Origin of the sequence: Caballeronia sp. EK (assembly GCF_014384845.1) — a bacterium.
Taxonomy (GTDB): domain Bacteria; phylum Pseudomonadota; class Gammaproteobacteria; order Burkholderiales; family Burkholderiaceae; genus Caballeronia; species Caballeronia jiangsuensis.
In genome coordinates this window covers 72,957-96,150 of the sequence record NZ_JACSUE010000019.1, presented here as the reverse complement: position 1 = coordinate 96,150, position 23,194 = coordinate 72,957, and the positions used below count along the sequence as shown (strand labels likewise).

The 23,194-nt window shown below is 60.7% G+C and carries 36 protein-coding genes; 12 read left to right on the top strand and 24 right to left on the bottom strand.

Going from position 1 to position 23,194, the window contains the following annotated elements:
- Positions 1–2: 2 nt before the first annotated feature.
- The 22 genes from IAG25_RS35590 to IAG25_RS41745 form a co-directional block, all read right to left on the bottom strand.
- Entirely contained in the window at positions 3–335 is a 333-nt protein-coding gene (locus IAG25_RS35590; protein ID WP_187609034.1) for a hypothetical protein, read from the bottom strand.
- 16 nt (positions 336–351) lie between these two features.
- The gene (locus IAG25_RS35585; protein WP_222946794.1) at positions 352–1,035 is read right to left on the bottom strand and encodes a hypothetical protein; all 684 of its coding nucleotides are present in this window, start codon (positions 1,033–1,035) and stop codon (positions 352–354) included.
- Positions 972–2,378: a hypothetical protein gene (locus IAG25_RS35580; protein ID WP_222946793.1), complete on the bottom strand. Its 1,407-nt coding sequence runs from the start codon at positions 2,376–2,378 to the stop codon at positions 972–974. Before IAG25_RS35580 ends, IAG25_RS35585 begins: the two co-directional genes overlap by 64 nt.
- Before the next feature lie 2 nt (positions 2,379–2,380).
- Positions 2,381–2,767: a hypothetical protein gene (locus tag IAG25_RS35575; RefSeq protein ID WP_187609031.1), complete on the bottom strand. Its 387-nt coding sequence runs from the start codon at positions 2,765–2,767 to the stop codon at positions 2,381–2,383.
- The gene (locus tag IAG25_RS35570) at positions 2,767–3,099 is read right to left on the bottom strand and encodes a hypothetical protein (RefSeq protein ID WP_187609030.1); all 333 of its coding nucleotides are present in this window, start codon (positions 3,097–3,099) and stop codon (positions 2,767–2,769) included. The genes IAG25_RS35575 and IAG25_RS35570 overlap by 1 nt, the downstream gene beginning before the upstream one ends.
- Positions 3,100–3,103: 4 nt before the next feature.
- Positions 3,104–3,322 (bottom strand): hypothetical protein, encoded by a 219-nt coding sequence (locus IAG25_RS35565; RefSeq protein ID WP_187609029.1) that lies wholly within the window; start codon positions 3,320–3,322, stop codon positions 3,104–3,106.
- 54 nt (positions 3,323–3,376) lie between these two features.
- Positions 3,377–3,817, bottom strand: coding sequence for a hypothetical protein (locus IAG25_RS35560; protein ID WP_187609028.1), 441 nt, complete (start codon positions 3,815–3,817; stop codon positions 3,377–3,379).
- A gap of 11 nt (positions 3,818–3,828) precedes the next feature.
- On the bottom strand, positions 3,829–4,923 hold the full coding sequence (locus IAG25_RS35555; RefSeq protein ID WP_187609027.1) for a phage capsid family protein: 1,095 nt from the start codon (positions 4,921–4,923) through the stop codon (positions 3,829–3,831).
- Between the two features lie 12 nt (positions 4,924–4,935).
- Positions 4,936–5,706: a hypothetical protein gene (locus IAG25_RS35550; RefSeq protein ID WP_187609026.1), complete on the bottom strand. Its 771-nt coding sequence runs from the start codon at positions 5,704–5,706 to the stop codon at positions 4,936–4,938.
- Between the two features lie 66 nt (positions 5,707–5,772).
- The gene (locus IAG25_RS35545; RefSeq protein WP_187609025.1) at positions 5,773–7,785 is read right to left on the bottom strand and encodes a portal protein; all 2,013 of its coding nucleotides are present in this window, start codon (positions 7,783–7,785) and stop codon (positions 5,773–5,775) included.
- On the bottom strand, positions 7,785–9,401 hold the full coding sequence (locus tag IAG25_RS35540; RefSeq protein WP_187609024.1) for a terminase large subunit domain-containing protein: 1,617 nt from the start codon (positions 9,399–9,401) through the stop codon (positions 7,785–7,787). Before IAG25_RS35540 ends, IAG25_RS35545 begins: the two co-directional genes overlap by 1 nt.
- Entirely contained in the window at positions 9,401–9,748 is a 348-nt protein-coding gene (locus IAG25_RS35535) for a hypothetical protein (protein ID WP_187609023.1), read from the bottom strand. Before IAG25_RS35535 ends, IAG25_RS35540 begins: the two co-directional genes overlap by 1 nt.
- Positions 9,749–9,898: 150 nt before the next feature.
- Positions 9,899–10,150, bottom strand: a complete 252-nt coding sequence (locus tag IAG25_RS35530; protein ID WP_187609022.1) for a hypothetical protein — start codon at positions 10,148–10,150, stop codon at positions 9,899–9,901.
- An 85-nt stretch (positions 10,151–10,235) separates the two neighbouring features.
- Positions 10,236–10,724 carry a Gp49 family protein gene (locus IAG25_RS35525; protein WP_187609021.1) on the bottom strand — a complete coding sequence of 163 codons (489 nt, stop codon included), beginning with the start codon at positions 10,722–10,724 and terminating at the stop codon, positions 10,236–10,238.
- Between the two features lie 44 nt (positions 10,725–10,768).
- Positions 10,769–11,020, bottom strand: a complete 252-nt coding sequence (locus IAG25_RS35520) for a hypothetical protein (RefSeq protein ID WP_187609020.1) — start codon at positions 11,018–11,020, stop codon at positions 10,769–10,771.
- Positions 11,017–11,424, bottom strand: coding sequence for a RusA family crossover junction endodeoxyribonuclease (locus IAG25_RS35515; RefSeq protein WP_187609019.1), 408 nt, complete (start codon positions 11,422–11,424; stop codon positions 11,017–11,019). Before IAG25_RS35515 ends, IAG25_RS35520 begins: the two co-directional genes overlap by 4 nt.
- Positions 11,425–11,465: 41 nt before the next feature.
- A complete protein-coding gene (locus IAG25_RS41750; RefSeq protein ID WP_255504192.1) occupies positions 11,466–11,591 on the bottom strand; it encodes a hypothetical protein in 126 nt (41 codons plus the stop codon).
- Positions 11,588–11,989, bottom strand: coding sequence for a hypothetical protein (locus tag IAG25_RS35510; RefSeq protein WP_187609018.1), 402 nt, complete (start codon positions 11,987–11,989; stop codon positions 11,588–11,590). Before IAG25_RS35510 ends, IAG25_RS41750 begins: the two co-directional genes overlap by 4 nt.
- Positions 11,986–12,267 carry a hypothetical protein gene (locus IAG25_RS35505; RefSeq protein WP_187609017.1) on the bottom strand — a complete coding sequence of 94 codons (282 nt, stop codon included), beginning with the start codon at positions 12,265–12,267 and terminating at the stop codon, positions 11,986–11,988. Before IAG25_RS35505 ends, IAG25_RS35510 begins: the two co-directional genes overlap by 4 nt.
- Complete coding sequence (locus tag IAG25_RS35500; RefSeq protein ID WP_187609016.1) at positions 12,264–13,022, bottom strand: hypothetical protein; 759 nt, start codon at positions 13,020–13,022, stop codon at positions 12,264–12,266. The genes IAG25_RS35505 and IAG25_RS35500 overlap by 4 nt, the downstream gene beginning before the upstream one ends.
- Positions 13,009–13,851, bottom strand: coding sequence for a hypothetical protein (locus tag IAG25_RS35495; RefSeq protein ID WP_187609015.1), 843 nt, complete (start codon positions 13,849–13,851; stop codon positions 13,009–13,011). The genes IAG25_RS35500 and IAG25_RS35495 overlap by 14 nt, the downstream gene beginning before the upstream one ends.
- A 12-nt stretch (positions 13,852–13,863) precedes the next feature.
- Complete coding sequence (locus tag IAG25_RS41745) at positions 13,864–14,358, bottom strand: YmfL family putative regulatory protein (protein WP_255504190.1); 495 nt, start codon at positions 14,356–14,358, stop codon at positions 13,864–13,866.
- A gap of 150 nt (positions 14,359–14,508) precedes the next feature.
- Between IAG25_RS41745 and IAG25_RS35485 the strand changes: the two genes are divergently transcribed.
- Positions 14,509–14,730 carry a hypothetical protein gene (locus tag IAG25_RS35485; protein ID WP_187609014.1) on the top strand — a complete coding sequence of 74 codons (222 nt, stop codon included), beginning with the start codon at positions 14,509–14,511 and terminating at the stop codon, positions 14,728–14,730.
- A gap of 100 nt (positions 14,731–14,830) precedes the next feature.
- The gene (locus IAG25_RS35480; RefSeq protein WP_187609013.1) at positions 14,831–15,112 is read left to right on the top strand and encodes a hypothetical protein; all 282 of its coding nucleotides are present in this window, start codon (positions 14,831–14,833) and stop codon (positions 15,110–15,112) included.
- Between the two features lie 42 nt (positions 15,113–15,154).
- Here IAG25_RS35480 and IAG25_RS35475 read toward each other — a convergent pair whose 3' ends face one another.
- Positions 15,155–15,370: a helix-turn-helix domain-containing protein gene (locus IAG25_RS35475; protein WP_187609012.1), complete on the bottom strand. Its 216-nt coding sequence runs from the start codon at positions 15,368–15,370 to the stop codon at positions 15,155–15,157.
- Between the two features lie 99 nt (positions 15,371–15,469).
- Between IAG25_RS35475 and IAG25_RS35470 the strand changes: the two genes are divergently transcribed.
- Both IAG25_RS35470 and IAG25_RS35465 read left to right on the top strand, forming a co-directional pair.
- On the top strand, positions 15,470–16,219 hold the full coding sequence (locus tag IAG25_RS35470) for a S24 family peptidase (protein WP_187609011.1): 750 nt from the start codon (positions 15,470–15,472) through the stop codon (positions 16,217–16,219).
- Entirely contained in the window at positions 16,212–16,529 is a 318-nt protein-coding gene (locus IAG25_RS35465) for a hypothetical protein (protein ID WP_222946792.1), read from the top strand. The genes IAG25_RS35470 and IAG25_RS35465 overlap by 8 nt, the downstream gene beginning before the upstream one ends.
- Before the next feature lie 966 nt (positions 16,530–17,495).
- Here the strand turns inward: IAG25_RS35465 and IAG25_RS35460 are convergent.
- On the bottom strand, positions 17,496–17,942 hold the full coding sequence (locus IAG25_RS35460; protein WP_187609010.1) for a Rap1a/Tai family immunity protein: 447 nt from the start codon (positions 17,940–17,942) through the stop codon (positions 17,496–17,498).
- 365 nt (positions 17,943–18,307) lie between these two features.
- On the opposite strand from IAG25_RS35460, the gene IAG25_RS35455 reads away from it, so the two are divergent.
- The 8 genes from IAG25_RS35455 (at position 18,308) to IAG25_RS35420 (ending at position 23,157) form a co-directional block, all read left to right on the top strand.
- On the top strand, positions 18,308–18,610 hold the full coding sequence (locus IAG25_RS35455; RefSeq protein ID WP_187609009.1) for a hypothetical protein: 303 nt from the start codon (positions 18,308–18,310) through the stop codon (positions 18,608–18,610).
- A 90-nt stretch (positions 18,611–18,700) separates the two neighbouring features.
- Positions 18,701–18,883: a hypothetical protein gene (locus IAG25_RS35450; protein ID WP_187609008.1), complete on the top strand. Its 183-nt coding sequence runs from the start codon at positions 18,701–18,703 to the stop codon at positions 18,881–18,883.
- The gene (locus IAG25_RS35445; protein WP_187609007.1) at positions 18,880–19,278 is read left to right on the top strand and encodes a hypothetical protein; all 399 of its coding nucleotides are present in this window, start codon (positions 18,880–18,882) and stop codon (positions 19,276–19,278) included. Before IAG25_RS35450 ends, IAG25_RS35445 begins: the two co-directional genes overlap by 4 nt.
- The gene (locus IAG25_RS35440) at positions 19,275–19,628 is read left to right on the top strand and encodes a hypothetical protein (protein WP_187609006.1); all 354 of its coding nucleotides are present in this window, start codon (positions 19,275–19,277) and stop codon (positions 19,626–19,628) included. The genes IAG25_RS35445 and IAG25_RS35440 overlap by 4 nt, the downstream gene beginning before the upstream one ends.
- A 97-nt stretch (positions 19,629–19,725) precedes the next feature.
- The gene (locus IAG25_RS35435) at positions 19,726–20,790 is read left to right on the top strand and encodes a hypothetical protein (protein ID WP_187609005.1); all 1,065 of its coding nucleotides are present in this window, start codon (positions 19,726–19,728) and stop codon (positions 20,788–20,790) included.
- The gene (locus tag IAG25_RS35430; RefSeq protein ID WP_187609004.1) at positions 20,783–22,429 is read left to right on the top strand and encodes a YqaJ viral recombinase family protein; all 1,647 of its coding nucleotides are present in this window, start codon (positions 20,783–20,785) and stop codon (positions 22,427–22,429) included. Before IAG25_RS35435 ends, IAG25_RS35430 begins: the two co-directional genes overlap by 8 nt.
- Complete coding sequence (locus tag IAG25_RS35425; RefSeq protein WP_187609003.1) at positions 22,426–22,611, top strand: hypothetical protein; 186 nt, start codon at positions 22,426–22,428, stop codon at positions 22,609–22,611. The genes IAG25_RS35430 and IAG25_RS35425 overlap by 4 nt, the downstream gene beginning before the upstream one ends.
- A 21-nt stretch (positions 22,612–22,632) precedes the next feature.
- Positions 22,633–23,157, top strand: a complete 525-nt coding sequence (locus tag IAG25_RS35420; protein ID WP_187609002.1) for a hypothetical protein — start codon at positions 22,633–22,635, stop codon at positions 23,155–23,157.
- The last annotated feature ends 37 nt before the right edge of the window (positions 23,158–23,194 follow it).

The following is a 23,194-nucleotide window of genomic DNA, read 5'->3' as shown; positions in this document are numbered from 1 at the left end:
ATTCACTCCGCAACGTATTCGATGCCGCTGATGTTCAGCGAGCAGCCATTGCCGTCAGCGAATATCTGCGTGCCCGGCTCAAGCTTGTGATTGACCAGTTCAGGAAACTGGGCCGTCAACCCGGCTGGAACAGTCTTGCTCGCAATGCGCGTCGCCGAGCCTGCCGACGTCCCGCTTGGAACCTTGTAGACGTTGATCGTGACGGGCGATCCGCCCGGATTGTTCGCGCTCGCTGCATGGATCGATGCCGATGTCAGATCGGGCGCCGTGTAGTAGCTCACCGCCGACGCCGTGAGCGTCACGCCTTTGACCATCTCTTTGTATTTCGTCGCCATCGCTCACCCCGTCAAATTAGGTCACTACTGAATCGTCGGCAAAACGCTTCCACGCGCTACCGTCGCTATAAGCCGGAACAATCCCCGTCGCTCCGGTCGCGTTGGTTACGAAACGCCGCCATCCCTTGTTTCCAGCCGCTGCCGTAGGGAGGCTCGCCTTCGCGACCTGCGCCCAGTCGTTCGGATCGGCGGGCGTCGACAGCGTGTCGAGCTTCGCTTTGTCAGCGGCCGACAAGAAACCAGCAGCAGTCGCCGTGGCGATCGCATGTAGGTCCGATGCGTCCTGAATGCCGTGCGTCGGCACGAGATCCAAAGCCGGGAGTACGACGCGCAGCGCGCACGCAACCACCTGCATTGCTTCGAGTTCTGCGACGCGCCTCGCAAGCGCACCGAGCAGCGGAATCGCAACGAGTGCCGCAGCTTGCATGTCCAGTTCGTCGATTCGCAAGCCTTGTTTCTTGAGCAGCGCCGCGACGTCATCGAGCAGCGTCTTAAGCGCGCTCAGATCGCCACCGGCGTTAGCACCAGTGCGATTGAAGATAGTCAGCAGGAAGTCCCACCACACGCGATTTACACGGCCATCAGGGCCGAGGAATGGAACCTCGTACGGCGGGAATGGAGTCGGTGAGCCTGCCATTACGCCCCCAGTTCCGCGTCGACGTACGCGCCATTCAGCGCCGTCTTCACGGGCGCCGACCACGACACCTCGAACACGCGCTCGCGCGATTGACCGCAGCGATTGAACCGCACGAGATGACCAAACTGGCCACGCGCGCCGAGACCTCGCGAGACAGGGTTCTTCCACGAACGCCCGCGCGTGTCGGACCAGCGCAGCCGCACTTGCGGCTCATCCTCGCCAACGGGGATCTCGCCGACTTCCATGTCGAGGCTGAACCGGTCGAGAAAGATGCGCTTCTTCTCGTTCGAAAGCGCCGGCCACGAGCGGATATGCAGCATGTCGTGACCTGCGTCGTCGTAAGCGTCCGGAGTCATTTCATACAGATCTCCCGTCTCCCAATCGCCGACGAGCTGCATGCGATTCCACTGCGCGAAGCAGTTGCCGCGATGACGATGCAGCGCACCGGCGGCGTCCATCCAAAGGCGCTCGTGCCACTGGCCCGTCGCCAGATCGAAGCACCATGTCTTATCGGCGGTCGGGAATGTGAGCACGTAAAAAATATGGCCGTCGCGCTGGTAGCAATAGCCGATCGCGTCGTCGATGCGCGCGTAGCTCTTGATCTCCGCCTCCATCGCATGCGTCGAGATGCGCAGTGCACTCATCTGCGACGAGCGGAATACCATGCCTTGACCATCCGCCCCGTCAGAGAGCCAGTACACCGATGTGTCGATGGTGGCCACTGACGCGGGAGCCGAGCAACCCTGATGGATGAGCACGCCGGGATAACGCTGAAACGCGAAGTCATCAGCACCAGACGGCGACCAAACTTCGGTCGTGCGCTCCCCGAGCAGCCAGACCGCACCGGCGATCGCTGCCGTCGCAACCAACTTATCCGGCGCGCCGTTCTTCGACACGATGTCGAGTGAATCGAACGTCACCGCCAGCGCGCCACTGATGTAGAACTGACGCGTGTCCGGCTGATTGAAGATCAGGAAATCGTTGAGGATAGAGATGCACGGCGAGCCGTAGAACGCTTCCTCGTCGATCTTGGCGAACTCATATGTTGTCAAGTCGACCATGTATCCATCTTCAGATCCATCGACCACAACGAGCGTCAAACTGTTGTCGCGCATCGAGACCGGTCCGCTCGACGTCGCGAGCGAACCGAGCAACGTGAATGTCCAGTCGTTCGCGATGCGATAGAGGCCCGTCGATACGACTGCGTAGAGATCGCCGCTCGTCGCCGTGTATAAGCCGCGAAAGCCCTTAAGCGGCGCGCTCGCGCGCTTTATCAGGCCCGGCGTCAGATGGTGGGTCGTCGGAAACTCGGAATCGGACGGATTCGCTTCCGGGAACAGGTTCACGCAACGCTGCGCGCTCGCGATCACGCTGCGCGCCTCGTAAGCGCCGGTTGTGAGTGACATCTTCATGCGCGCCACCCGTAGTCCGTCCCGCTCAACCAACGCGGCCATTTGCAACCACCGCGCGCGATCATATGTCCGAAGCACAGAGTCGTGCGCAGACCATCGGCATCCGTCATGACGATGCGAAAAGGCATGCGCGCGCGAATGTACATCTTGTCGGGCAGCGGCGTGTCGAACGTGAAAGTGTTGCCCGTCGCGGTCATTGTTCTCGATGGATAGCCCAAGATCTCGAACGTGAGCGTCTTGCCGCTCAGGTCTTCTGCATCGATATCGTCTGCGCTATCGGTCGCGTAGACCTTCATCGCCAGCTTGAAATCGTCGCCCGCCTGGAACGCGAAGTCGCGCTCCTGCGCGGGCGAGTCGAGCGCGACGGAGAAATTGATGTCCATCAGAAGTACTCCGCGCACACGGGTTCGCCCGAGCGGGGCACGCTGACTAAGCTCGAGATCTCCCGCTCGCCCCAGTCCCATACGTCGGTCGTGAGGCCCGCGCCGAATTCTGGAGCCGCGAGGAAGGACGCCATGAACACATACGGCTCTGCAGCGGCTTCAGGTATGCCTTGCAGAGTCCACCGCACGCGCTCGTCTTTCTTCAAACTTGCATGCACGGCGGAAACCTTTTCCTCGGCGATGAGCAGGTCGTCGGCGTCGGCAGTCTGGCCCGTGCCGAGCACCTTCAGCTTGCGCAGCACGCGCGTCGCCAGTTCTGCCTGAGTCGTCATAGCCTTAGCCCTCTGCCTGCGTGGACGATTCGTCCGCCGATGCGCGGCTGCGCTTTGCGCCTGCAGATGCGCGGACCTGAAAATGCGAGTTGGTCGCCAGCTTCGCTGCCATGTCGTCGGATACATCGACCTCGACATCGCGCGCGAAGAACGTGCCCTTGTACTCGACTCCTGGAGTCGGGTCGTTCCCACTCGGGTCGCCGATGAAAGTCACTCTTGCCATGCTGTTTCTCCGATGACGGGGAGCGGCGGCGTCGCCACCACTCCCCGCACGCATTTAAGCGTTAGGTGGCAGGAAATAGACAGCCAGCGAAATCGTGCCGGAGGTCGCGCTCGTGGCCGGCGCCGCCTTCACCACAATGTCGATGGTGTCGTCTGCCGTGAGCGTAAGCGGGAGCGCCGTTGCTGCTGAAGCTCGGGCAACGCCACCCGCCTGTCCCACGGTAGAGGCCGCGATGAAGTAGTCCGGATCGACTCCGTAGCCAACATCGAGCGTTACCGCCGGCGAGCCGCTCGAATCGAGGTCGGGCGTTACGACCGTGACATCCACGATCGTCGTACCCTCATCGAACATTGGGCTTTGCAGCATGTCGTTGATCACCAGTGCCCCTGCGAGCGCGTAGGTGAACACCGCGCACTTCAAGCCCTTAGCGTCGCCGGGGCCAACCTTGCCGCCTGCGCGGCCTGGGATGGGCTGCATTTGATAAGTTGTCGCCATGTCGTTGCTCCTTAAGCGTCAGCAACGGCGGCCGCGTACACAGTCACGACGCCGTGTTGAACGAGGTTGTCGGTGTCGCCGGCGCCACGGCCGAACAACAGCTTCTCGATGCCACGAATCTCCTGCACGCCGACACCGGTCCGAAAGCCGTAGTCGCGCACGTTTGTCGTGGATTTGGTGCGCTGCGCCCACGCCACCCCGATCGCTTGAGCGCCGACGAGGAAATTCGCGCCGACCTGAATGCCGCCCGCGCCGACACCAGGCAGGAACGGGATTTCCGGAATTTCGCGGATGATCACGCCGTCCCACTGCAGCGAGCCGCCAGTAAAGAGCGGGTTGTTGCTCAGGGCGCCGCTTTCACGTGCGCGAGCATCGCGGTTTGCGGAGACCATTGCGGCGTCTTTGCTGAGGTCGCGGAACGCCAGCGAGTTGGCGAACATCACGAACCACTCTTCGTCCTCGGCAAGACGGATCGGCTTGATGGCCGGAGACGCCAGCTGCGCGCGACGCTTGGCGAGGCTAATCATGTCGCACGACAGCTTGTCGGCCGTGTTGTCGATGTTCGCGAGCGATGCGCTGTGATCGTTGCTCGAGTTGTTGCTCACCGATGCGCCGAAGAGAACGCGGTCTGCGTTGTCGGCGAGCCAAGCGTCTTTCTGCGATTCGGTCGCGGTCGTGTAGAGCACGCCGTTAATCGAATAGAAGGCCGCTATCGTGCCGTCGCGCATTTTTTCCATCGCCCACAGCTTGAGCGCGGTCTTGCCGGCGTTGCGAAGATCAATCGCCGACTTCTGCTCGTCCCAATCAGTCACGACGACCGCGTTACGCAGCGGGTTGACAGTGACGGCCATTGAGCGCGAGTCGAGCTCGTCCTCGTTGCCTTCGAGAACCTGATTGCCGGTGACGCCATTGCCATTAAGCTTTCGCACATTGGCAAACGTGACCTTGTTGCCCGGCTTGACGGTCAGATCGTCCTTCAGTTGGATGATCGAGTTTTCGTCGGTGCCCATGTACCGCTTAAAGCGGCTGTCACGGACGTATTCCATAAAGAACTGATCGTCCCACTGCTGGGGAGTCAGTCCGGCGCGTGCGGTAGTTTCAGACATGATCGACCTCTATTAGCGTTTGAGAATGTCGTTGAGAGACGTCGGTCCGTTCCACGTCGGCGCGCTACGCGGGCCTGCGGATCGGGTCGTTGCAAGAGTTTTCGGAAGGACGGGCGCTGCGGCCTGCGTCGGGTGCTGAACGGTTTCGGCGGTCTGGGTCTGTTGCTGCGCTTGCAACTCGGCGAGCAGCTCGGCACGCATCTTTTCGCGATACGCGACCGGGTCGTCGCCGATCGAGGCGAACGCTTGCATGCGCGTCGCTTGCTGATACATCCATTCATACGGATGCCGTTGCCTGAGCAGTTCAGCGCCCAATGCCGGGTTCTTCGCGGCTTCTGCTTGGAACACGGCGAGCTTCTCGTCGACGTCGTCATGCTTGGCACGAAGCAGCATTTCCGACGTGTTAAGACGCTCGTTGAACAGTGCGGTCTGATAGTCCATCTCGACCGGCTGATTCTCTTGCTGCGAGGTTTGCTGAGCCTGCGGTTGCTCCTTCTGCGCGCGCAGATGCTTCAGTTCTTCCTCGAAGCGGATCGCCTTTTCCTTCCAGTCCTGACGCCCCTTACGCTCTTCCTCTAGGGCTTTCAGCGGGACCAACTTGTCATGCTCGGATGCCGGCGGCGCATCGTTTCCAGCTTCAGACGCAGTCGTTTGGCTTTCGCCTGCTGCTGCATCCGTCTGCTGCGTTTCGCCCGTGTGGCTTGCTTCGCCCGTATCAGCTGCTGCATTAGCGGTAGCGTCATTGGTCTGCTCCCCACGGAGAACATCGTCCAAGCTGTTCATCTGATTTCCTCTCTACGCCCGATCGTCCCCGGCGGCGGTCAACGCCCGAATCGGCGGCGGCCCGTACTACGCGTACTGCGAAATTTGTGACGGCTGTTGAGCCTCTGCGATCTTCTTCACGGCTGATGCCTGAAGGTCGCCGGTCTGCGCGTCGAGCTTTCGAATCTCGGCGGCTTGCTTCATCTGGTCGAGCGTCGACGGGCCTTGCTCGGGCGCTTGCGGCGTCGGGCCTTGCTGCGCCTTCGCCATCGACTCGGCGGCCTGTGCTTGGCTCTTCTGCGCGTCGGCGTTCGTCTTGTTGATGTCGGCCTCGGCCTGCGCCTGTCCGATCTGCGCGGCGGCTTGCTGGGCCGGTGCGGCGGCTTCTTGCTTCTGCTTGAGCATCTCCAGCAGCTTGTCTTTGTTGCGCAGCTGCGAAGCCTCGATGAGCACCTCGGGCGGCAGCGGCGTGCCCGCCTGCGCCATGGCCGGCGCGAGCTGCGAAAGCATCTGGAATTGCTCGGCCTGTACGTTGGCCACGTCCGGTCCTTCCTCGATCGTGATGTCGACGTCGAGGCCCGCAATGTCGTTGTCCATGCGTACGATCTGCTGCAGGCGGGGATCGCCCGGCTGCAGCCCCATCTGCTGCGCGTACTGCGCGGCTTCCTCGGGCGGCAGCTCGCCGAGCGCCTGACCGAGCGTGACCGGCTGATTCAGGCCGACCCACTTCGCGTTCTTCTCGTCGTCGGTGACGCGAATCCACTTCTCCGCGGTCCAGAATTGCCGGATGCGCAACCACGTGGCCTCGTAGACTTGCTTCGTCCACTGGCGCAGGTCGTCGATGATCGGCTCGACCTCGATTGCGCCGCCTGCCTGCTGCGACTGGATCGCACGGCCGGATTGAATGCGCGGATCTTTGCCGGCCATCGCAGCATTGGGGCCGCTCGCCTGCAGTTCGCCCGTCGCGTGCTGGAGCAGCGCCATCTGCGATTGCGCCATGTCACCGGTAGGCAGAATGCCGAAGTCCTGATTGAGCACGCCTGCGTTCTCGATTTCGAGATGGCCGTCGGGCTTTGCGAGCTCGCGCCGCGCCTTGTCCACGTCCGCGATCGCCTGCCGGTTGCCAAAGGTCTGGCGCACGCTCATCAGATGCAGCGCCTTCGAGCGGCGCTTGTTCACCTCGTCTTGCAGGCTGATCATGTCGCGCGCGTGGCCGTAGCGATTGTTCTCGCGGTCGACGTAGGCGCTGCGCAGCTTCAGCGAGCACGCGGGCTGGCCTTCACGGTCGACGTAAGGCGACGGAATCGGCTCGGAGAGATAGCCGCCCTTCGTCACGGTCGCGATCATCCACACGCCGCGATACTTGAACTGGATCTGGATCACGCGCACGCGGGTGCGGCGGTTGTCGCTCCACGTCGAGAACTTCGGCCGGTCGTCGTAGGTATTGCTCAGCGAGTTCGAACCGAGCGTCGTCTCGATGGCATCCTCGTAGCCCGGGAACGTCTCGAAGGCCTCGTCCTTGTCCATCCAGATCACGACGCCCAGATAGCGCGCGTCGCTGAAGTCCTTCTGGCGGCTGTACGGGTCCGCGAAGATGCGATCCCAAGGCACGCGCGTGAGCACGACCTCGGGGCCGTCCGAACCGTTCTCGACGGTCACATCGACGCCGCCGGTTCCCTCGATGAGCATGTCTTCGTAGACGTCCGAGCGGATCACATCGAAGTCGTTGCGATCGGCCACGAAGCGCAACGCGTCGGTCGCGGCCTCGCTCATCTGGTCGTCGTCCGGATTGCGCGGGAAGGCCTTCGGATCGCTGCGCATGCGGCGCTCGAAGCCGCGCAGATACTCGACCTTGCGCTTGATGTAATTGATGGTCAGCGCGGGCTGGCCGCGACGGCGCAGCGTGGCGAGTTCCTTCTCGGTCCACTGCTGGCCGTTGTAGTAGTCACGATCGCGCTCGGCGAGACGGCGCGCGTCGTCCGTCATCTGCTCGGCCTCTTCGAACCAGCGGCAGAGCAGCGTCGCGTCCGGCGCTTCGACGATATCCACCTGGACTTCGACTGATGCGACGGGCTGTTGAGTAGGTTGAATAGCTGCCATCAGGCGACCTTCCAGGTGGATTCGTCATCGTCCGAGCGGTTGAACGCTCGTTGCCAGCGGTCGATCTCGACCGGTCGTTGTTCTTTCACCGGCACGATCGCGGGATGAGCATCGGCAAGCGCGCGGCCGATCAGGCTGCCCGCGTCTACCTCGTCGTCGTTCTTCGCGGTCGGGAATTTCGTGTACTGGTCGAGCACGTCGTCGCCTTCCGGGCCTTCGGGCAGCCAAACGGCGCCGTTCGATGCCAGACCTTGAAACGCCTGCGCCTTGACCGTCTTGTCGCTGCCGTGCGGGCTGATCGGTTCGATACGCACGAACGTCTTCTCGCGGCGCATCGCGGCCGTGACGAAGCCCTTCACGGACTTCCAGTTGTTGTCGTCTTCGGGGAACCACGCGAGCGGCCGGTGCTTGCGGATGAGGCCCGTGCGCACGTCCTGCGGCTCGACCTCGCGCAGCTTCGCGGCCTCGGTGTTGCCGACGACCTCGGCGACGAGCTTGTCCATCGTCATCTGCTTGCGGAAGCCGTCGATCAGATAGACGTCGCCCTTCGCATCGACGCCCCAGATGCGCACGCACGCGAAGTCGCTCTTGTCGGTGCCCGCCGGTGCGTGGTCGCTCGTCATGTAGTAGTTCATCGCCTTGGGCTGGCTGCCCGGGCGATATCGACGGAACCACGCCTTCTGGAAGTACGTGCCCTCGTCCGGCGATGGCTTCTGCTGATACAGGCTGAACCACGAGCGGCGGTTCTGTTGGAACGGCTTCCAGTGGTCGAGGCTGAACCACTCGGGCCACAGCGTCTCGCCGAGCTTGCGGCCGAGCGGATCGTCGGCGCGGTCTGCGATCGCGGGCAGACAGACGACGTGCCACGTGCGGCCGTCGCGGCCCTGAAAGACGCCCGACTCGCCGTCCCATCCATCGGGCAGGATGCGGCCCGCCGGATCATCCTGATGCCAGCGCGTGAGCATCATGACCTGCGGCGCGCCCGGGATCAGACGCGAGCAAAAGTCATCGATATACGCGTCCCACGTCTTCTTGCGGATCGTGTCGGACTCGGCCTGTTCGCGGCCCTTGATCGGGTCATCGATCACGCCAAGGTGCGCGCGATTACCCGTCAGGCCCGACAGCAGACCGCCCGCCATGAATTCCGAGCCGTTGCTCAACGTCCACTGGTGCGCCGCCCGGTTGTCACCGACGAGGCCCACGTCCATCAGGCGTTGGAAGCTCGGCGAGAGCGCAAGCTGACGCGCGCGACGGCCCTGCTTCTCCGCGATCTCAGTCGCGTAGCTCGCCAGAATCACATTGCGGCGCGAGCGGCGCGCCATGAACCACGGAATGAAGACGACGTCGGTATAGGTGCTCTTCGCGCTGCCCGGCGGCATGAGCACCATCAGATTCGGGATCGCGCCGTTCTCAATGCCCTGCAGCTTCTCGCACAGCAGCTGGTGATGCGCGGCGAGCTTCCCGATGCGCATCATCGAGAAGCGGTCTTCGTCAGCCTCTGCGGTGACGGGCACTGTCGGGATATCCACCAGACACGCGAAGTCGGGCAGACTTTGACGCGCCAGCAGACGCCGGGCTTCTTGAACGTGCTCGATGGTGAGATCGCGGGCGCCCATCAATCCACCTTGATGGAAGCGATGATGCGAAGCTGCTCTGGCGACAAGCCGCTCAGGTCCACTTCGTTCTTAACGGGGATCGGGCCTTCATCCGGGCCGCTGAGCATCGTGATGGACTTCCCGTATCCGCGTTCGAGCAGCTCCTTACCAGCAGCGATCGCCGCAGTCTCGTTCGCGCTCTTCAATGCGATATCGGCGAGGCGTGCTATCACTTCGGCTCCGTATTGGCGCGCGAGCGATTTGACTTCGGCGGTCGCCTTATTCGGGGTGCCCTTCACCCGCCCGCCAGTCTTCGGCGTGCCGGGTTTTCTGCCCCGTTTTTTCGGCTGCTTAGTCGCCTCGTCCATTTCTACCCGTGCGCTACTGTCGAAAATTGCGCGAATCGCGCTTCACACGCAGTATTGAGCGATCGGATAGACCAGATTTGGGCTAAATCACCAGAATGAACGGACGATGGACGTAAAAAAACCGCCGAAGCGGATTTTCATCGAGTCTGCCTATCTCACCATGATCGGATCGTACCGCTGCTGCGTTGGCGCCTCGTCGCGATCCTTCCCGGTCTTAATGGCCCAGAGCCTGAGCAAACACATGCCGAGAGAATGGGACGGCTCGACGCCTTGCTTGTAGTTCTGAAGCGTGCTTCGCGGAATAGATGTGATGCGTGACACCTGATACAGCGAGCCGCCGTCCTGACACAGATCGGTCAATATTCGAAACCAATCGATGCGCAATTCGGGCGTTACGGTCATGCTCGCGCTCGGTGAGGGAATTCGGGGGCTGCTCCGTTTCGTGGAGCGAACGACGCGCGGGGCAGCGCGTACCAAGGTGGCGAAACTATTTGCCGCCGTGCAGCCGCTCGTGAGCGCTGGCGGTCGGATCGAAATCCGCTCCGAGGTCAGAACGCTCGGTCGGTCCGTCGTGGAGGTGTTGCTTCAGCAGATAGCCTTCGAGCGGCCAGATCTTTGCAACCGCGTTTTGCCGCGCGATCTTGCGACCGATCTCGGCGTCGAAGTTCTCAGGCGATGCGCAGGCGCTCTCTCCGGTCACCGTGAAACCGTTGCGCAGGACGAGCACGCAAAAGGTGAGCAGCTTCGTCGCCGAATGCGGCGCTTCCTCATCGCCCCACGCGATCACGCCACCGGCGTTCATCGTCCGCTCGATCGCGGCGCCGAAGACGCCCTCTGCCGCCGTGAAGTAATACGCGCGCTCGATCGCCGCTTCGATGTCTGCCGGCGTGATGCGTGGCGCTGTCTTGCTCTTGCGTTGGATCTCGTCTTCGATCTGCTCGTCGCTGGTCTTCGGCGTGTGGACTGCCATGTTCATAGGTGCCTCGTAGGTGGGTGGAAAACCGGAAGTCAGGGTTTGCTTTACTGCGTTTCGTGGACTAGCTTCGAAGAAGCTACCCGCCACTCAAGAAAGGGCTTTCGCAGTTGCTCGTGAAAGCGCTTCTCGGCGTCGGGGTTCGAGATGAGTTCCCGCCGCGACTCGATTTGGCACACGAGCCGGATGAACTCGGCGCACTGCTCGTGATCGAGTTCCGTGCCTCCGTCGAGAGATGCAATCCATTCCCGGAACTGAGGGTCGCGTGGGAGAGCGCCGGCGAGCTGGAGCACGTTCATGCTTCCCCCGAGATCATCACGTAGCACTCACCGCCCTTCACGATCGGCCCGCGCAGCACAAGCAGCTCGTCGATCTGCTCGTCGTCATCGAACACACCAGCGTGCTCCAGTGCGTCGCAAAGCGCCTTCAGACGGTTGTCGAGATCCGATGGTCGACGATCGCGCATGCAAAGCCGCACAGCCATGAAGATCCGCGCCCTACCGAACTTCATCGCGTTACGCTCGGCGACGATCTCGGCAACGCTCTGGCGAAAGTCCTTGCCCTGCTGCGTGATGTACATGCCGTGCGGCGACTTACGCCAGTACGTGTTGACCGAAGGCGGCAGCGGAAGCGTGAGGAACTGAGAAACTGCCGCTCGCTCGATGTCATCTATGCCGCTCAGACGCGTTTGTAACGGTTCCATTTCGGCTGAATTGGCAAAGCCAATGGGTGAGTAGCCAAGAGTCATTTGGAACCTCCAGACGCACGCGCATCAGCTGCCTCACAAGCCTGCGTGTAGAGGCCGGCTGCTATGCCGCAGAGCACCGGCAGGATCAGGACAAACACGATTGCTTGGGCGTCGGCGTTCATGCGCTCACCTCGGTACGTTGATTCGGCTTACGGATTCCAAATGCCACGGCCATCGGGTCGAAATCTGCGGGGAGCACCGCGCGGAACGGGTAGCCCTTCTCGCCGAAAAGCGGCTCCGGCGAGAAAACCTCATCGACGACGCCCGGCTCAGGCGTCCATCCGGTTATGGGGCGAAGCTGGTGATCGAACGCAATGCCGGTCACGACGCCTTCCCGGTTCGATTTCGTGTTCAGGTTGAAGCCTGAGAGCGGGCGACCCGAAGTTTTCACACGCCACACGAACGAACCGAGTTCGAATGTCCTTTGCACGTCGGGCTCGATGATTTCGACGACAGCGCCGACGTTTTCCTTGAAATTGCTGCGTGCGATGAACGCGAGATCACCCTTTTTGCAGTTCATTCGGCCTCCATTTCGGTTGTGAGGTCGCGCTGCTGTCCGATTTCCTTCGTCAGCGTCACGAGTTCGTTTTCGAGTGCTCCGTGTGCGACGCCGGCGCGGCGCAGTGCCATCGCTCGATCGACGAGTGGCTTGTTCCGATGCAATTCCGCCGTGATCGCGTCATTCAAGCCGGGGTTGGCATTGAAGTGACAGCAGCAGTACCACTTGCCACTCACGCCATGGACGCCCATCAGCGGGCAACCGTAGGCAGCGCAGAGGTCCGGGGTGCGTTCACTCATGCGTGGCTCCGCTCGTAATCGTCGACGCGGCGCTGCGTGTCGGCCTTCAGGCTCTCGAGAAACGAGCGGTCGGCAGCAGCCGCAGCAGTTTTCGCTCGAGCGAGTTTTTCGGCCTGACTCGGCATCGTTCCGAGAATCTGCGCGATGCGCGCCTTGCACTCGGCGGCCTTTGCCGGGTTGCATTCGGTCTGCGGTGCAGCTAGAAGCGGGGCATGCGCGCTGGCAGCGGGTAACGACAGCAGGCCCTTCTCGACCGAGACTCGAGCGAGCTGCTCACGGCCATCGCGATCGAAGCCCCACGAGAAAACCCATTCGACGGAGCGCTTCGCCGCGCGAGCTTCGGCACACAGGCGCTTGTACGTCTCCTTGAACGCCATGCGTGCGCCGATCTCGTCGCGCTCGAGCAAGCGCTTCACGTCGTCGTTCATCGCCTCTGCGGTTTCCGTCGTCCAGCGGACGCTCTCGAACTCGTTCGCGCCGGCTAGCGCCGTCACCCATGCCTCATCCGCAGCCGGTCGACCGTCGTTCAACGGATCGCCGCTCAGTTGCGCGATCAGGTCCGCCGGCTTCGGCGGGAATTGGCCGCGCTGCGGGTCTTTGATGTGTGCGCTGAAGGCCTTGCGGACGTCCGAGAGCGAGTATTCGCCCAGCGCAGCGAAGAACAGCGATCGCGCGTCAGCCGTGAGCGACTTGCTGTGCAGCGAATACGCGGCGTCAAGCACGCGAGCGAAGCTATCGAAATCACTGGGCTGCATGGTCTACCTCCGTGCCGAAAAGCATCGCCTTCGCTCGAGCGTTCTCGCGTTCGTTGAAGGCCTCACGGGAATCGCGATCGCCGCTGCCGCGAGTCGCGTTCGACTTGATCGGGAACAGGCCGCGCCACGAGTTCAGCGTGGACTGCTCGAGCACGGCCCGAGGTCGATGCCCATCGCCCATCAGCTTTTCGAGTTCGCGAACAGCGAGCGATACTGCGTCGGGGGTCAGCGGGGCTTTGATTTTTTTTCGCATGGCAACGAACCCCTTCCACGCGTCTTCGGGCATCCAATCCGGCAGCGTCGCGACGTCAGTCGCCGGCGCTTGTTTTTCTCGACTCCCTTCCTCTCGACTCGACTCGACTCGACTCGACTCCGGGGGTGAACACTCGTCGAGTGTTCGCTGTATGTTCGGCGAACACTCAGATTCCGTTCGGCGAACACTCGACGAATTCGACGATCGAATGCGGGTTTGCCGGCGCTTTGCAGCGCCCTCAGGAACAGAGCCGTCAGGCATCGGATATTTGAACGTCGGTTGATCGACTTTCTGGTGATGCCAACCGGTGATCATCCAATAGCGTTCGCCGTCGACCTCGTACTCGTCTATCAAGCCAATCGAAATGCATTCGTCGACCATTCGGCGAACATCATCCGAAGTGAGATCGTCAGCAGGGAACACTTCGGCCTTCAGCGTCTTCGGCTTCGCCGGATGAATGCCCGCATCGTCACAGAATCCCCACATGCCGATGAACATCAGACGCGCGTCGCGCGACAACTCCATCACCTGTTCGGAGGTCCAGTACTCGGGCTTGATGCTGCGGATGCGCGCCATGTCGATCTCCCCTCAGGCCGTCCGAGCACGCACGATCTTCGGCTCAACACGAGGCCCCTTTCCGCGCGTGTAGATCCGCGCCGTGAGTGCGTTGATCTCTTCGACGGTCTGGTGGATCGCGTTGCCGATGCGACGCAGATCCGCCATCTCTTCGTCGTCGACTTCGCCGTCCTGTGTAGCTTCCTGATGGCGCTTAGCGAGCGCGCCATAGTGCGAGGTGAGCTTCAGGAACTTCTCGAGCAACTCTTCGTTGTCCGGCTCAGAGGAAGGCTCGGGCAGATGCACCACGACAGCGTTACGGTCAACAGCCCAGGCCGTGAGGATTCGTTCGTCGCCTGTGATGTCAGTCGTACGGACGGCTTCGGCGAGCGTGATGTGATGCGTGGTGTTGTTGGGGTTGACCTTGTTGCGCAGCACTGCTGCCGACATGCCCAGGCGTGGCGCGAGAGACTCCGTACCGCCTGGGTAATCGTGGACCACTGCGTAGGCTGCGTCGGTGATGTTCATGGTGTTACCCCGTCGAACGTTGTTCCGGCCCCACCTCGCGGATACAGTACGATCCAAGATGGGACGTTTTGGGTGGGGACTACCCCGCACATGGTTCCGACACCGGCCGCCAAGCCACGACACCAGAAACCACTGCTACGGGGAGTCCCCATGGACATTCAAATTGCTCTTCTCGTCTCTTACGTCGGCCTCGTTAAGGCTCTCGACGACAACAAGACCGTACCGATCGGCAACGTCATTCACACGATCGAAGAAATCCACGACGTCTACGTCAAGAAATCCGGCCCCGTCGAGGGCGTCGATTCGATCCTGCGATTGCTTCGTGACGTTCAGCGCCTAGAGAATCTGGGCACCCCACGCACTCGGCAATAACCGACCCACCGTACGTCTGCGTGAGGTCGTGGTTCATGCCGCGCCCTGCGCGCCGTCTTGCCAGCCAACGACACCAACTCTTTTCATTGAAAGAAACTCCGTGAACGAAAACGAAAACGAAATCGATGTTCTTCGAGATGAAATCACCAGACTTCGCGGGGAGAACCTAGCGCAGGGTCTCCTGATTCTTGCGATCGTCAGGGACCACCCATTGCCCGCTCGAATCGCCGCATCCTTTCGAGATGACGTTGAACGTACGCTCGCAGAGGAAGACGATGCCCCGTTTCCAGCGGCATACCGGGCTGGATTCCTTGAGGAAGTGAATGACTTTCTTGCGGCGCTAGACGGATTCGCGCGGAGTAAAAAGGGGCCTCAGGAATAAGCCGACGCGAGCTCGGCTTCACGTGAGGCGCGCGGAGAGGTTTCATGCCGCCTCCTGGACGGCGAAAAGAGCTGCACAGTCGGCAGGAGTGACCTCGCCGTCCGTGATCCTCTCTATCTGCAACGCTTGATCGAGCGTGACGCGGGTCAGGCCGCGAAACCATTGGCTCACTTGAGCTTGCTTGACAGGCGGGATGAGCAGTTCGCCGAATTGAGCCTGCGTCATCCTCTTCCCCCGCAGGTAGTCGTCAAGTCGCATGAGGCACCTCTCTATGAGTAGCATTGCTTCTATTCTAATCAAAGAGCAATGCTTTTCAAGAGATTCACAGGAAAAAAGTGGAACTAATAAAATCGCGCCATGAAAAGACGAGAACTCACTTTCGAAGAACAGCAAGAGGCCATGCGCTTGCGTGACTCATGGGCTCGGTATAAGGACCAAAATCATGGGGTCACCCAGGAATGGCTGGGGCGCGAGACGGGGCTGGGATCACAGGGTGCCGTAGGCCAATACCTGCGCGGAGTGATTCCTCTGAACCTTTCCGCTCTGTTAAGCTTTTGTCGGGTCTTGAAAGCGAGTCCCGAATCCATAAGCCCGAGACTGGCCAATTTGATGCCGCCCTCCGACTTTGGAGTCGGGACACCAATCATTCCGGTCGAGCATGGCGCGGAGACGCCCGAGGGCTACGTGGCAATCGAGAGATACAACCTCAAATTCGAGGCGGGCAGCGGTCACATTCAATGGGAAATCGAGAAGGAAAGCGAGCCGTACACCTATTCGCTTCGCTACCTTCAACAGAACAACATTCGGCCGCACAATGCGAGACGGGTGAAAGTGTCCGGTGACAGTATGGAGCCGACGCTATTTGAAGGCGATTCGGTGCTCGTCGATATCAGCGATACCGCAATTCTGGACGGCAAGGTCTACGTACTGCGGTACGGCGACGGATTTCGCATAAAGCGAATATTGAAGCGCTTCGACGGTTCAATCGTGCTCGTGAGCGACAACAGAAAGTATCCGGAAGAGGTGGTTACTGAAGAGCAGGCGGCTCAGTTTATCCAGATCCTTGGCCGGGTTCGTGACCGAAGCGGGAGCGGTGGCCTTGCTTAAGAAAGTCTGCACAATCGGAATCTGTGCCTTACTCTGCGGCTGCCCCTCCTATTCGGGCATCATCCCGATGGGCCAGGACACCTTCTTCCTCTCTAAACAGGGCGCTAGTAGCTTTAGCGGTATGGGAAGTCTTAAGGCGGAAGTTGTGCAGGATGCCGGCGAGTATTGCAGCAAGCAGGAAAAAGCGCTCCAGATTCTGTCGACGAGCGAGTCGCAGCCTCCGTACATCTTCGGCAATTATCCTCGCGTCGAAATCCAGTTCACCTGCCGCTTGTCGACCACCGAAAAAGTCGCACGGCCTATAGAATGATGCGCAGTAAGGTTGCGTGGCTCGTCATAGTCATTGCAGCTGGAGTCGCGGGTCTAAACAGCTGCTCGGACAGGTGGACCGCCTTTGTCTATCCGGACAAGAATTTTCTGGCGGACTACAGAAATTTGGGTGACTTCCCGTCGCTAGATGACTGCCGAAGAGCGTCGCTCACGGCGCTTCAAAGGTATTCCGCAACTTCCTCGTCCGGAACGTACGAGTGCGGGAAGAACTGCGATGGCGGAAGGCAACTAGGCGAAATACAAGTTTGCGACGAAACAACTCGATAATTCTCCAGTGTTTTCCCGCTCCGGCGGGATTTTTTTTGACTATTCGCTGACTAGAGCCCTAGAAATCCTTTTCATTTTCTACAAAATTATTCTTATTGAGAAATCCATTTGGCGTGAGAAATACGCGCCTGCAGGTTGACCGGCCATTCCGTTCGCCGAAAACTCAGTCGTTGCAGCCTTCATATCGGATCGCGCCTCCTCCCCGCGCATTCAATCTCCGCGTCCGTTTTAGCCAAATCTCGAAGTGAGTGCTCCTCCAACTCTGTCTTGACTAGAGGTAGTCCTCAGTCACCCGTCTACGCTGACGGCATGAAATATTAGCAATGCTCTTGACAGAATAAAAAGCTTTGCTAATATCGAATCAAGAAGCAACGCTTCTTATCGGGCTGACGATGCTGCCGGCCCCGCTCTTTAAAAAACCATCCCGCACGCCTCCCATGTGGACTCGCGTGCCGGCCTCAAGGCGAGGTCGTGAGCCAGTGTCAGCACCCCGCGCAAGGCTGTGTTTCGGCTTCCGGGCTCTGCTGGATGGATCTGGCGAAGAGTCTTACCAGAGTGCCACGTCAGGACACTCCGTTAAGACGGCGCGCGGCGCGAGCCGAGCGACTTTTGATGATTTGGGGATCGGAGATGGACAAGCTCAATGCGCTTGATGTCACGCCGGGCTCGCCGACGCGGTTTAGGGCGCAGGGGTCGTTGGTGCCGCGGAGTTTGGGGTGACAGCACACGGGAAGACGCCTTGCACAGCATTAGTCACATTCACACTGGCAAGTCGATGTAGTTGGTCAGGGCGATCGTCAAGGAATTTCGTGACTATCTGCACGATCTGGCCGTTGGTGACATCGGCCGGCACGCAAATGCCTAGTTTCGTATTCACGCGGATGATCGCCTTTTGAACTTTGGAATCGTACTTTTCAGGCAGAAAAAATAAGGCCCCACGCGTGACGCCGAGATCGTATCCGGCCAAGACGCCGCTTATGAAGCTCAGACACGCAAAGCGATCAAGTGCGGACGCATCCGTTGCGCACTCTCTCTGAAGCTCAGAGCTCGATTTTGCATGCACCGCCTGCGAAGCAAGGCCTACGAGAGCGCTCACCAACACGGCAGAAATACGCATTCGATTCATCTTCGGTCTCCTTGTTTTTAGGGACCGAAAGCATAGCAAACCTGCCGCCCCGCGCCCCCGCCCTCCAGTCCCCGCTTTTCAGGTAAGCCCATAACGTGAGGTGACCCAATGAATCTACGAGATCAAGGATTCCGCCTGCTTGTATGCCCGTCGCGCGTGACAGCGGAGTGGCATCACCCGAGCGCGGTGGACAACCTACTGATGGCTGGATGGACGGACTGCACGGAAATCCGCACGGCTGGCGTGAAGGCTGACGACGAGCCAGCGAACCCCGAGTGCCCGAACTGCTCTGGATGCGGACTCGACGAAGAGCTCACGGACTGTGAGCACTGCGACGGTGAAGGCTACGAATGGTGGAGATGAAGATGAACCTTGCCAAGACGATGCGTATCGCGGACTACGCAACCGCGCGAGTGAAGGCTGATGCTGATGACGCGCAGCTGGAGTTTGAAGACGCGAAGGAAGCAGCTGCGAAGGAAGTGACGTTCGACGACGTGCTCGAAGAACTGACCGAGTTGCCCGAAACGCGAAAGATCGCCGTGATGTCACAGATCTCCACTGACGGCCGGCACTTCGCGTTTCGACTCGAAGCGGTCTTCACGGATGCGATCGAGAAGATTGCGAAACGCCGCGCATGGGCTGAGATCACGAAGGCGCGAGGTGGCTGATGCGCGCCGTCACCTTCTACGCCACGACCTGCGCGCTTGCGGTCCTTCTCACCGGTTTGATCGTCACCATCATCATCAATAGGGGCTGACATGTTCGATCTCTATACAGAGCAACGCAAGGCGATGCTCAAACAGCTGTATGAGTACGTCGATAGCCATGAAGAGCGCCTCGCGCGTGCGAAGGAGATGCTTGGTGATAAATGGCTTCTCTCGCCGAACTACAACGGTCACTACGTGCCGGAGCTAATGAAGAAATCCGGGAGCATCCGATGAGCCGCGCACCCTCCCCCAGCCGCAACCCGACCGCTGCGACACGCGAGCGCATGGATCGAATGATCGGCCTGCTCGAAGAACACGGAGCGCTCACCGAGAATCAACTCGCCGAGTATCTCCACGTCACGCCGAACGTCGTCAATCAGATGGTCTGGACTGCGCATGACCAGTGCAAGGTGCACATCGCCGGGCAGACGTATAGCAAGCTTCGCAAGAACTTCGAGGTGAATCTGTGGGGCGCCGGATCTAAGCCTGACGTGCTCAGCCCAGCGATGCAGAAGCGGCTTCACAGCCGCGTGAAGTGCATCGAGAACGCCGGAACCAAGAAGGTCGACAGGGACATCAAACCATTCCGTGATCAGCTTTTATTCATAACTGCAGGGAGACCGCTATGAAGCTCGCACGAGGCCAAGAGATACCCGACGAGATGATCCTCCAGCGTATGGAGACCGGCGACAAGCTGACCGTCGCGCGCCTCGCAGCGAGGCTGAATATGAGCCCGGAAAAGGTTCGCATGAAGCTGCTGGACATGGTCGCGCAAGGAAAGATCAAGCGCGAGCGCGAAGGCAAGAGCATGAGCATGGCCTACCTCTACTTCGTCGATCGCGTTCGGATCATCGCCGGCGGTGCGTACGAGATTCCGACGCCTTTCGTGGGCGTGAACCTGACCGGGGATCTCGTCGGGTATGCGCAGGAGATGAACGCGCGCGCCGCTCTCTGCATGTCAATTCGGAGGGTCGCTTGATTCTCCCGATCATCCTCTTCATCGCAGTCAGCATATTCGCTGTGCCGCTTATCTCGATCTTTCGCAACGTCTTCTAAACACAGGAACAAGGAGCCACATGTCAACAGCACTGTCCGTGCGCCAAGAGTTCGGCGCGCAGGAGACCACAACCGCGCTTGTCGAAACCGCGTCGACCGCGATCGCCGCCCAGTCAAAGGCGATGGTCGAGGCGCGCTACATCATGGCGATGCGCAATCCGCGCAACTGGGACCAGGTGCGTCAGGATCTGATCGCCGAGTGCAAGCGGCCATCCTTCGCTAACAACAAAAGCGCTTGGTACAAGAAGCCGATCGGCAAGGGCGTGGAAGGCCTCGGCATTCGCTTCGTCGAGGTCGCGCTGCGTTGCATGAAGAATGTGCTCATCGAGACGACGATGATCTTCGAGGACGACGCGAAAGAGGTGCATCGCGTCAGCGTGACGGACCTCGAATCGAATCTCACCTATCCGCTCGACGTGCGCGTTTCGAAGACAGTCGAGCGCGCGAAACCGATGGACGATGGATCGTATATCTCGGTGCGCAAGAACAGCTACGGGAATATGACCTACACCGTTCCGGCGAACGAGGACGATCTGCTCAACAAGCGCGGCGCACAGATCTCGAAGGCGATGCGCACGCTCGGGCTACGCATCATCCCAGGTGATCTGCAGGACGAAGCCGAAGAGATCATCAAGGCCGTTCGTATGAATGAAGCGGCTCGCGATCCCGGCACAGAGCGAAAGAAGCTCGCTGATGCATTTGCCGAAATTGGGGTTAAGGCGTCCGATCTCACCGAATACCTCGGGCATTCGCTCGACACCTGCTCGCCTCCCGAGATGGTGGAACTGCGTGGCCTCTACGGCGCCATCAAAGACGGTGAGGCCACGTGGAAGCAGGTCATGGAAAACAAGGCCGAACAGCAGCGAGGCGATGACGGAAAAGGCGGAGGCGCTCCCGACGGCGGTAAGAAAGTGATCGCGATCTGCACCGACGAGGACTTCGAAAAGAAATCGCCCGACTGGCGAAAGCTGATTCTCGGCAAGAAAAAGACGGCTGCCGAACTGGTCGCCATGATCGAGACGCGCACGCGACTCACCGAAGACCAAAAAATGAAAATCGATGCATGGAGCCACGAAAATGACTGAACGCATTACTCACGATCTGGTGCAGGGCTCGGACGAATGGCGGCAGTTCCGCCTGACGAAGTTCGGCGCGAGCGAGGCCGCCGCAATGCTGGGCATCTCTTCGAAGGTCAAGCGCAACGAGCTGCTGCACATGAAGCACACGTGCACGCCGCAGGAGTTCTCCGACTGGGTCCAGAAGAACATCCTCGACTACGGCCACGAGGTCGAGGCGCTGGCCAGGCCGATCGTCGAAGAGATGCTCGGACAGGATCTCTATCCGGTGACGTGCTCGCTCGGCATACTCTCGGCGTCGTGTGACGGCCTGACACTCGACGACGAAATCGCGTTCGAGCACAAGCAATGGAACGCCGACCTCGCGCATGCCGTACGCTCGGGCGTTCTGCCCGATGAGTATCAGCCGCAGTGCCAGCAGATCATGCTCGTGACCGGCGCGAAGAAGGTGATTTTTGTTGTCTCGGACGGCACGCGCGAGAGCCTCGAGCACATCGAGGTCGGGCCAGATTCCGAATGGTTCGATCGCTTGATCGCAGGCTGGGATCAGTTCGAGCGCGACCTGGCCGCATACCAGCCGCGCGACCTCGCCGAGAAGCCCCAGGCCGACGCGATCATGGCGCTGCCGGCGCTCGCTGTCCAGATTCGCGGCGAGGTCATCACGAGCAACCTGCCCCTGTTCCGCAACGCCGCCGAGCGCTTCATCGCCAGCATCAAGACGACGCTCGAAACCGATCAGGATTTCGCCGACGCTGAAGCGACGGTCAAATTCTGCGAGGCGGCCGAAAAGGATCTGGAGGTCGCGAAGAACGCCGCGATCGCGCAGACGGCCAGCATCGACGAACTGATGCGCACCGTCGACCACATCAAGGCCCAGCTGCGCGACAAGCGCCTTGCGCTCGACAAGCTGGTCACGAAACGCAAGGCCGAGATCAAGGAAGAGATCATTGCCGACGGCCGCAAGGCATACAACGAGCATGTATACGCACTGAATGACGAACTCGGCGTTGTCGCGATCGCACTGAATGCGCCGGATTTCGTTGCTGCCGCGAAGAACAAGCGCACGCTCGCGAGCCTGCACGAGGCGGTCGACACGGCGGTCGCGAACGGCAAGATCGCCGCCGACGCGGCCGCGAAGGATCTGCGCGCGAAACTCGACTGGTACAAGGAAACCGCCGTCGAGCACATGTTCCTGTTCCGCGACCTGCAGCCGTTGATTCAGAAGCCGGCCGATGACTTCAAGCTGGCGGTGACGACGCGCATCGCAGAGCACAAGCGCCAGGAGGAGGAACGCGAGGCGAAGCGCAAGGCGGATGAGGCGGCGGCAGCGCAGCCCGCGCCCGAGCCGGTCAAGATGCCGATCTCTGTGTCGGCGGCATCAGCACCGATGAGGACCGCGCCGATTCCCGCGCGCGTCGCGCCGGCCGTCGCTGCTCCGACCAGCGCGCCGACGCTGCGCCTCGGCCAGATCAACGAGCGGCTCGCACCGATCACGATGACCGCCGATGGCCTTGCGAGCCTCGGCTTCGCGCACGCCGCGACGGACAAGTCCGCGAAGCTCTATCACGAGGCGGACTTCGCTCGAATCTGCGATGCGCTAATTCGGCACATCGTTGAGAGCGCGCTCAGCGTGGAGGTGAGCGAGTGACCGTCGAGAGCCCCCTCTATCAAGCCCTGCGCCGTCTCCGCGACGCGCAAATCCCGGCCGCTGACCGCGAGCTGCTTCGTCCAGCCTTCGCCGCGATCGAAGACGGGAAAGTTCTGCTCTTGCCCGACCGCGTCGTTGCGCGTATCCGCGATCTCGATGCGCGGCTGAAGAAGTCGAAATAACAACCTCATCCTGGAGAACCCATGTTTGAACTCAACGAACACGCCGCAACCGTGACGTCCGTGACCAACATCGCCGAGAAGCACGGTAACGCTCGCGTGCCTGCCGTCTCCATCGGCCTCGCAGTCACCGGCGCGAGCACGCTGCTCAATCACTTCGACGAGGCGCTGCGCGGCTTCTTCTTCCGCAAGGAGCAGCCGAAGCCCGGCGCTCTGCCGCTGGAGACGGACGAACTGACTGAACTGCGCTTTCCGCTGCTCAAGAATCCGTCGTGGAATAAGGAATACGCCGGGTATCAACTGCGCTTCTGCATCGGCGCGACGGGCAAAGAAGACGTGTTGCTCAACGATGTCGACCTGAAGGCGATCGGTATCAGCCCGCTCGAAGGCGGAAGCGTGCAGATCTCGTTCAAGGCGCATGCGCAGCCGGGCAGCGAGCAGGACCACGGGAAGATCGCTCGGATGCTCATGCAGGAATGCTCGATCACGCTGACACCGCCCGACGTCGATCCGTCGCTGTTCGACGGGCACGACAAAGACGACGCATAACCATCCACCACCGGCGCCTAGAGCGCCGGATTCATTT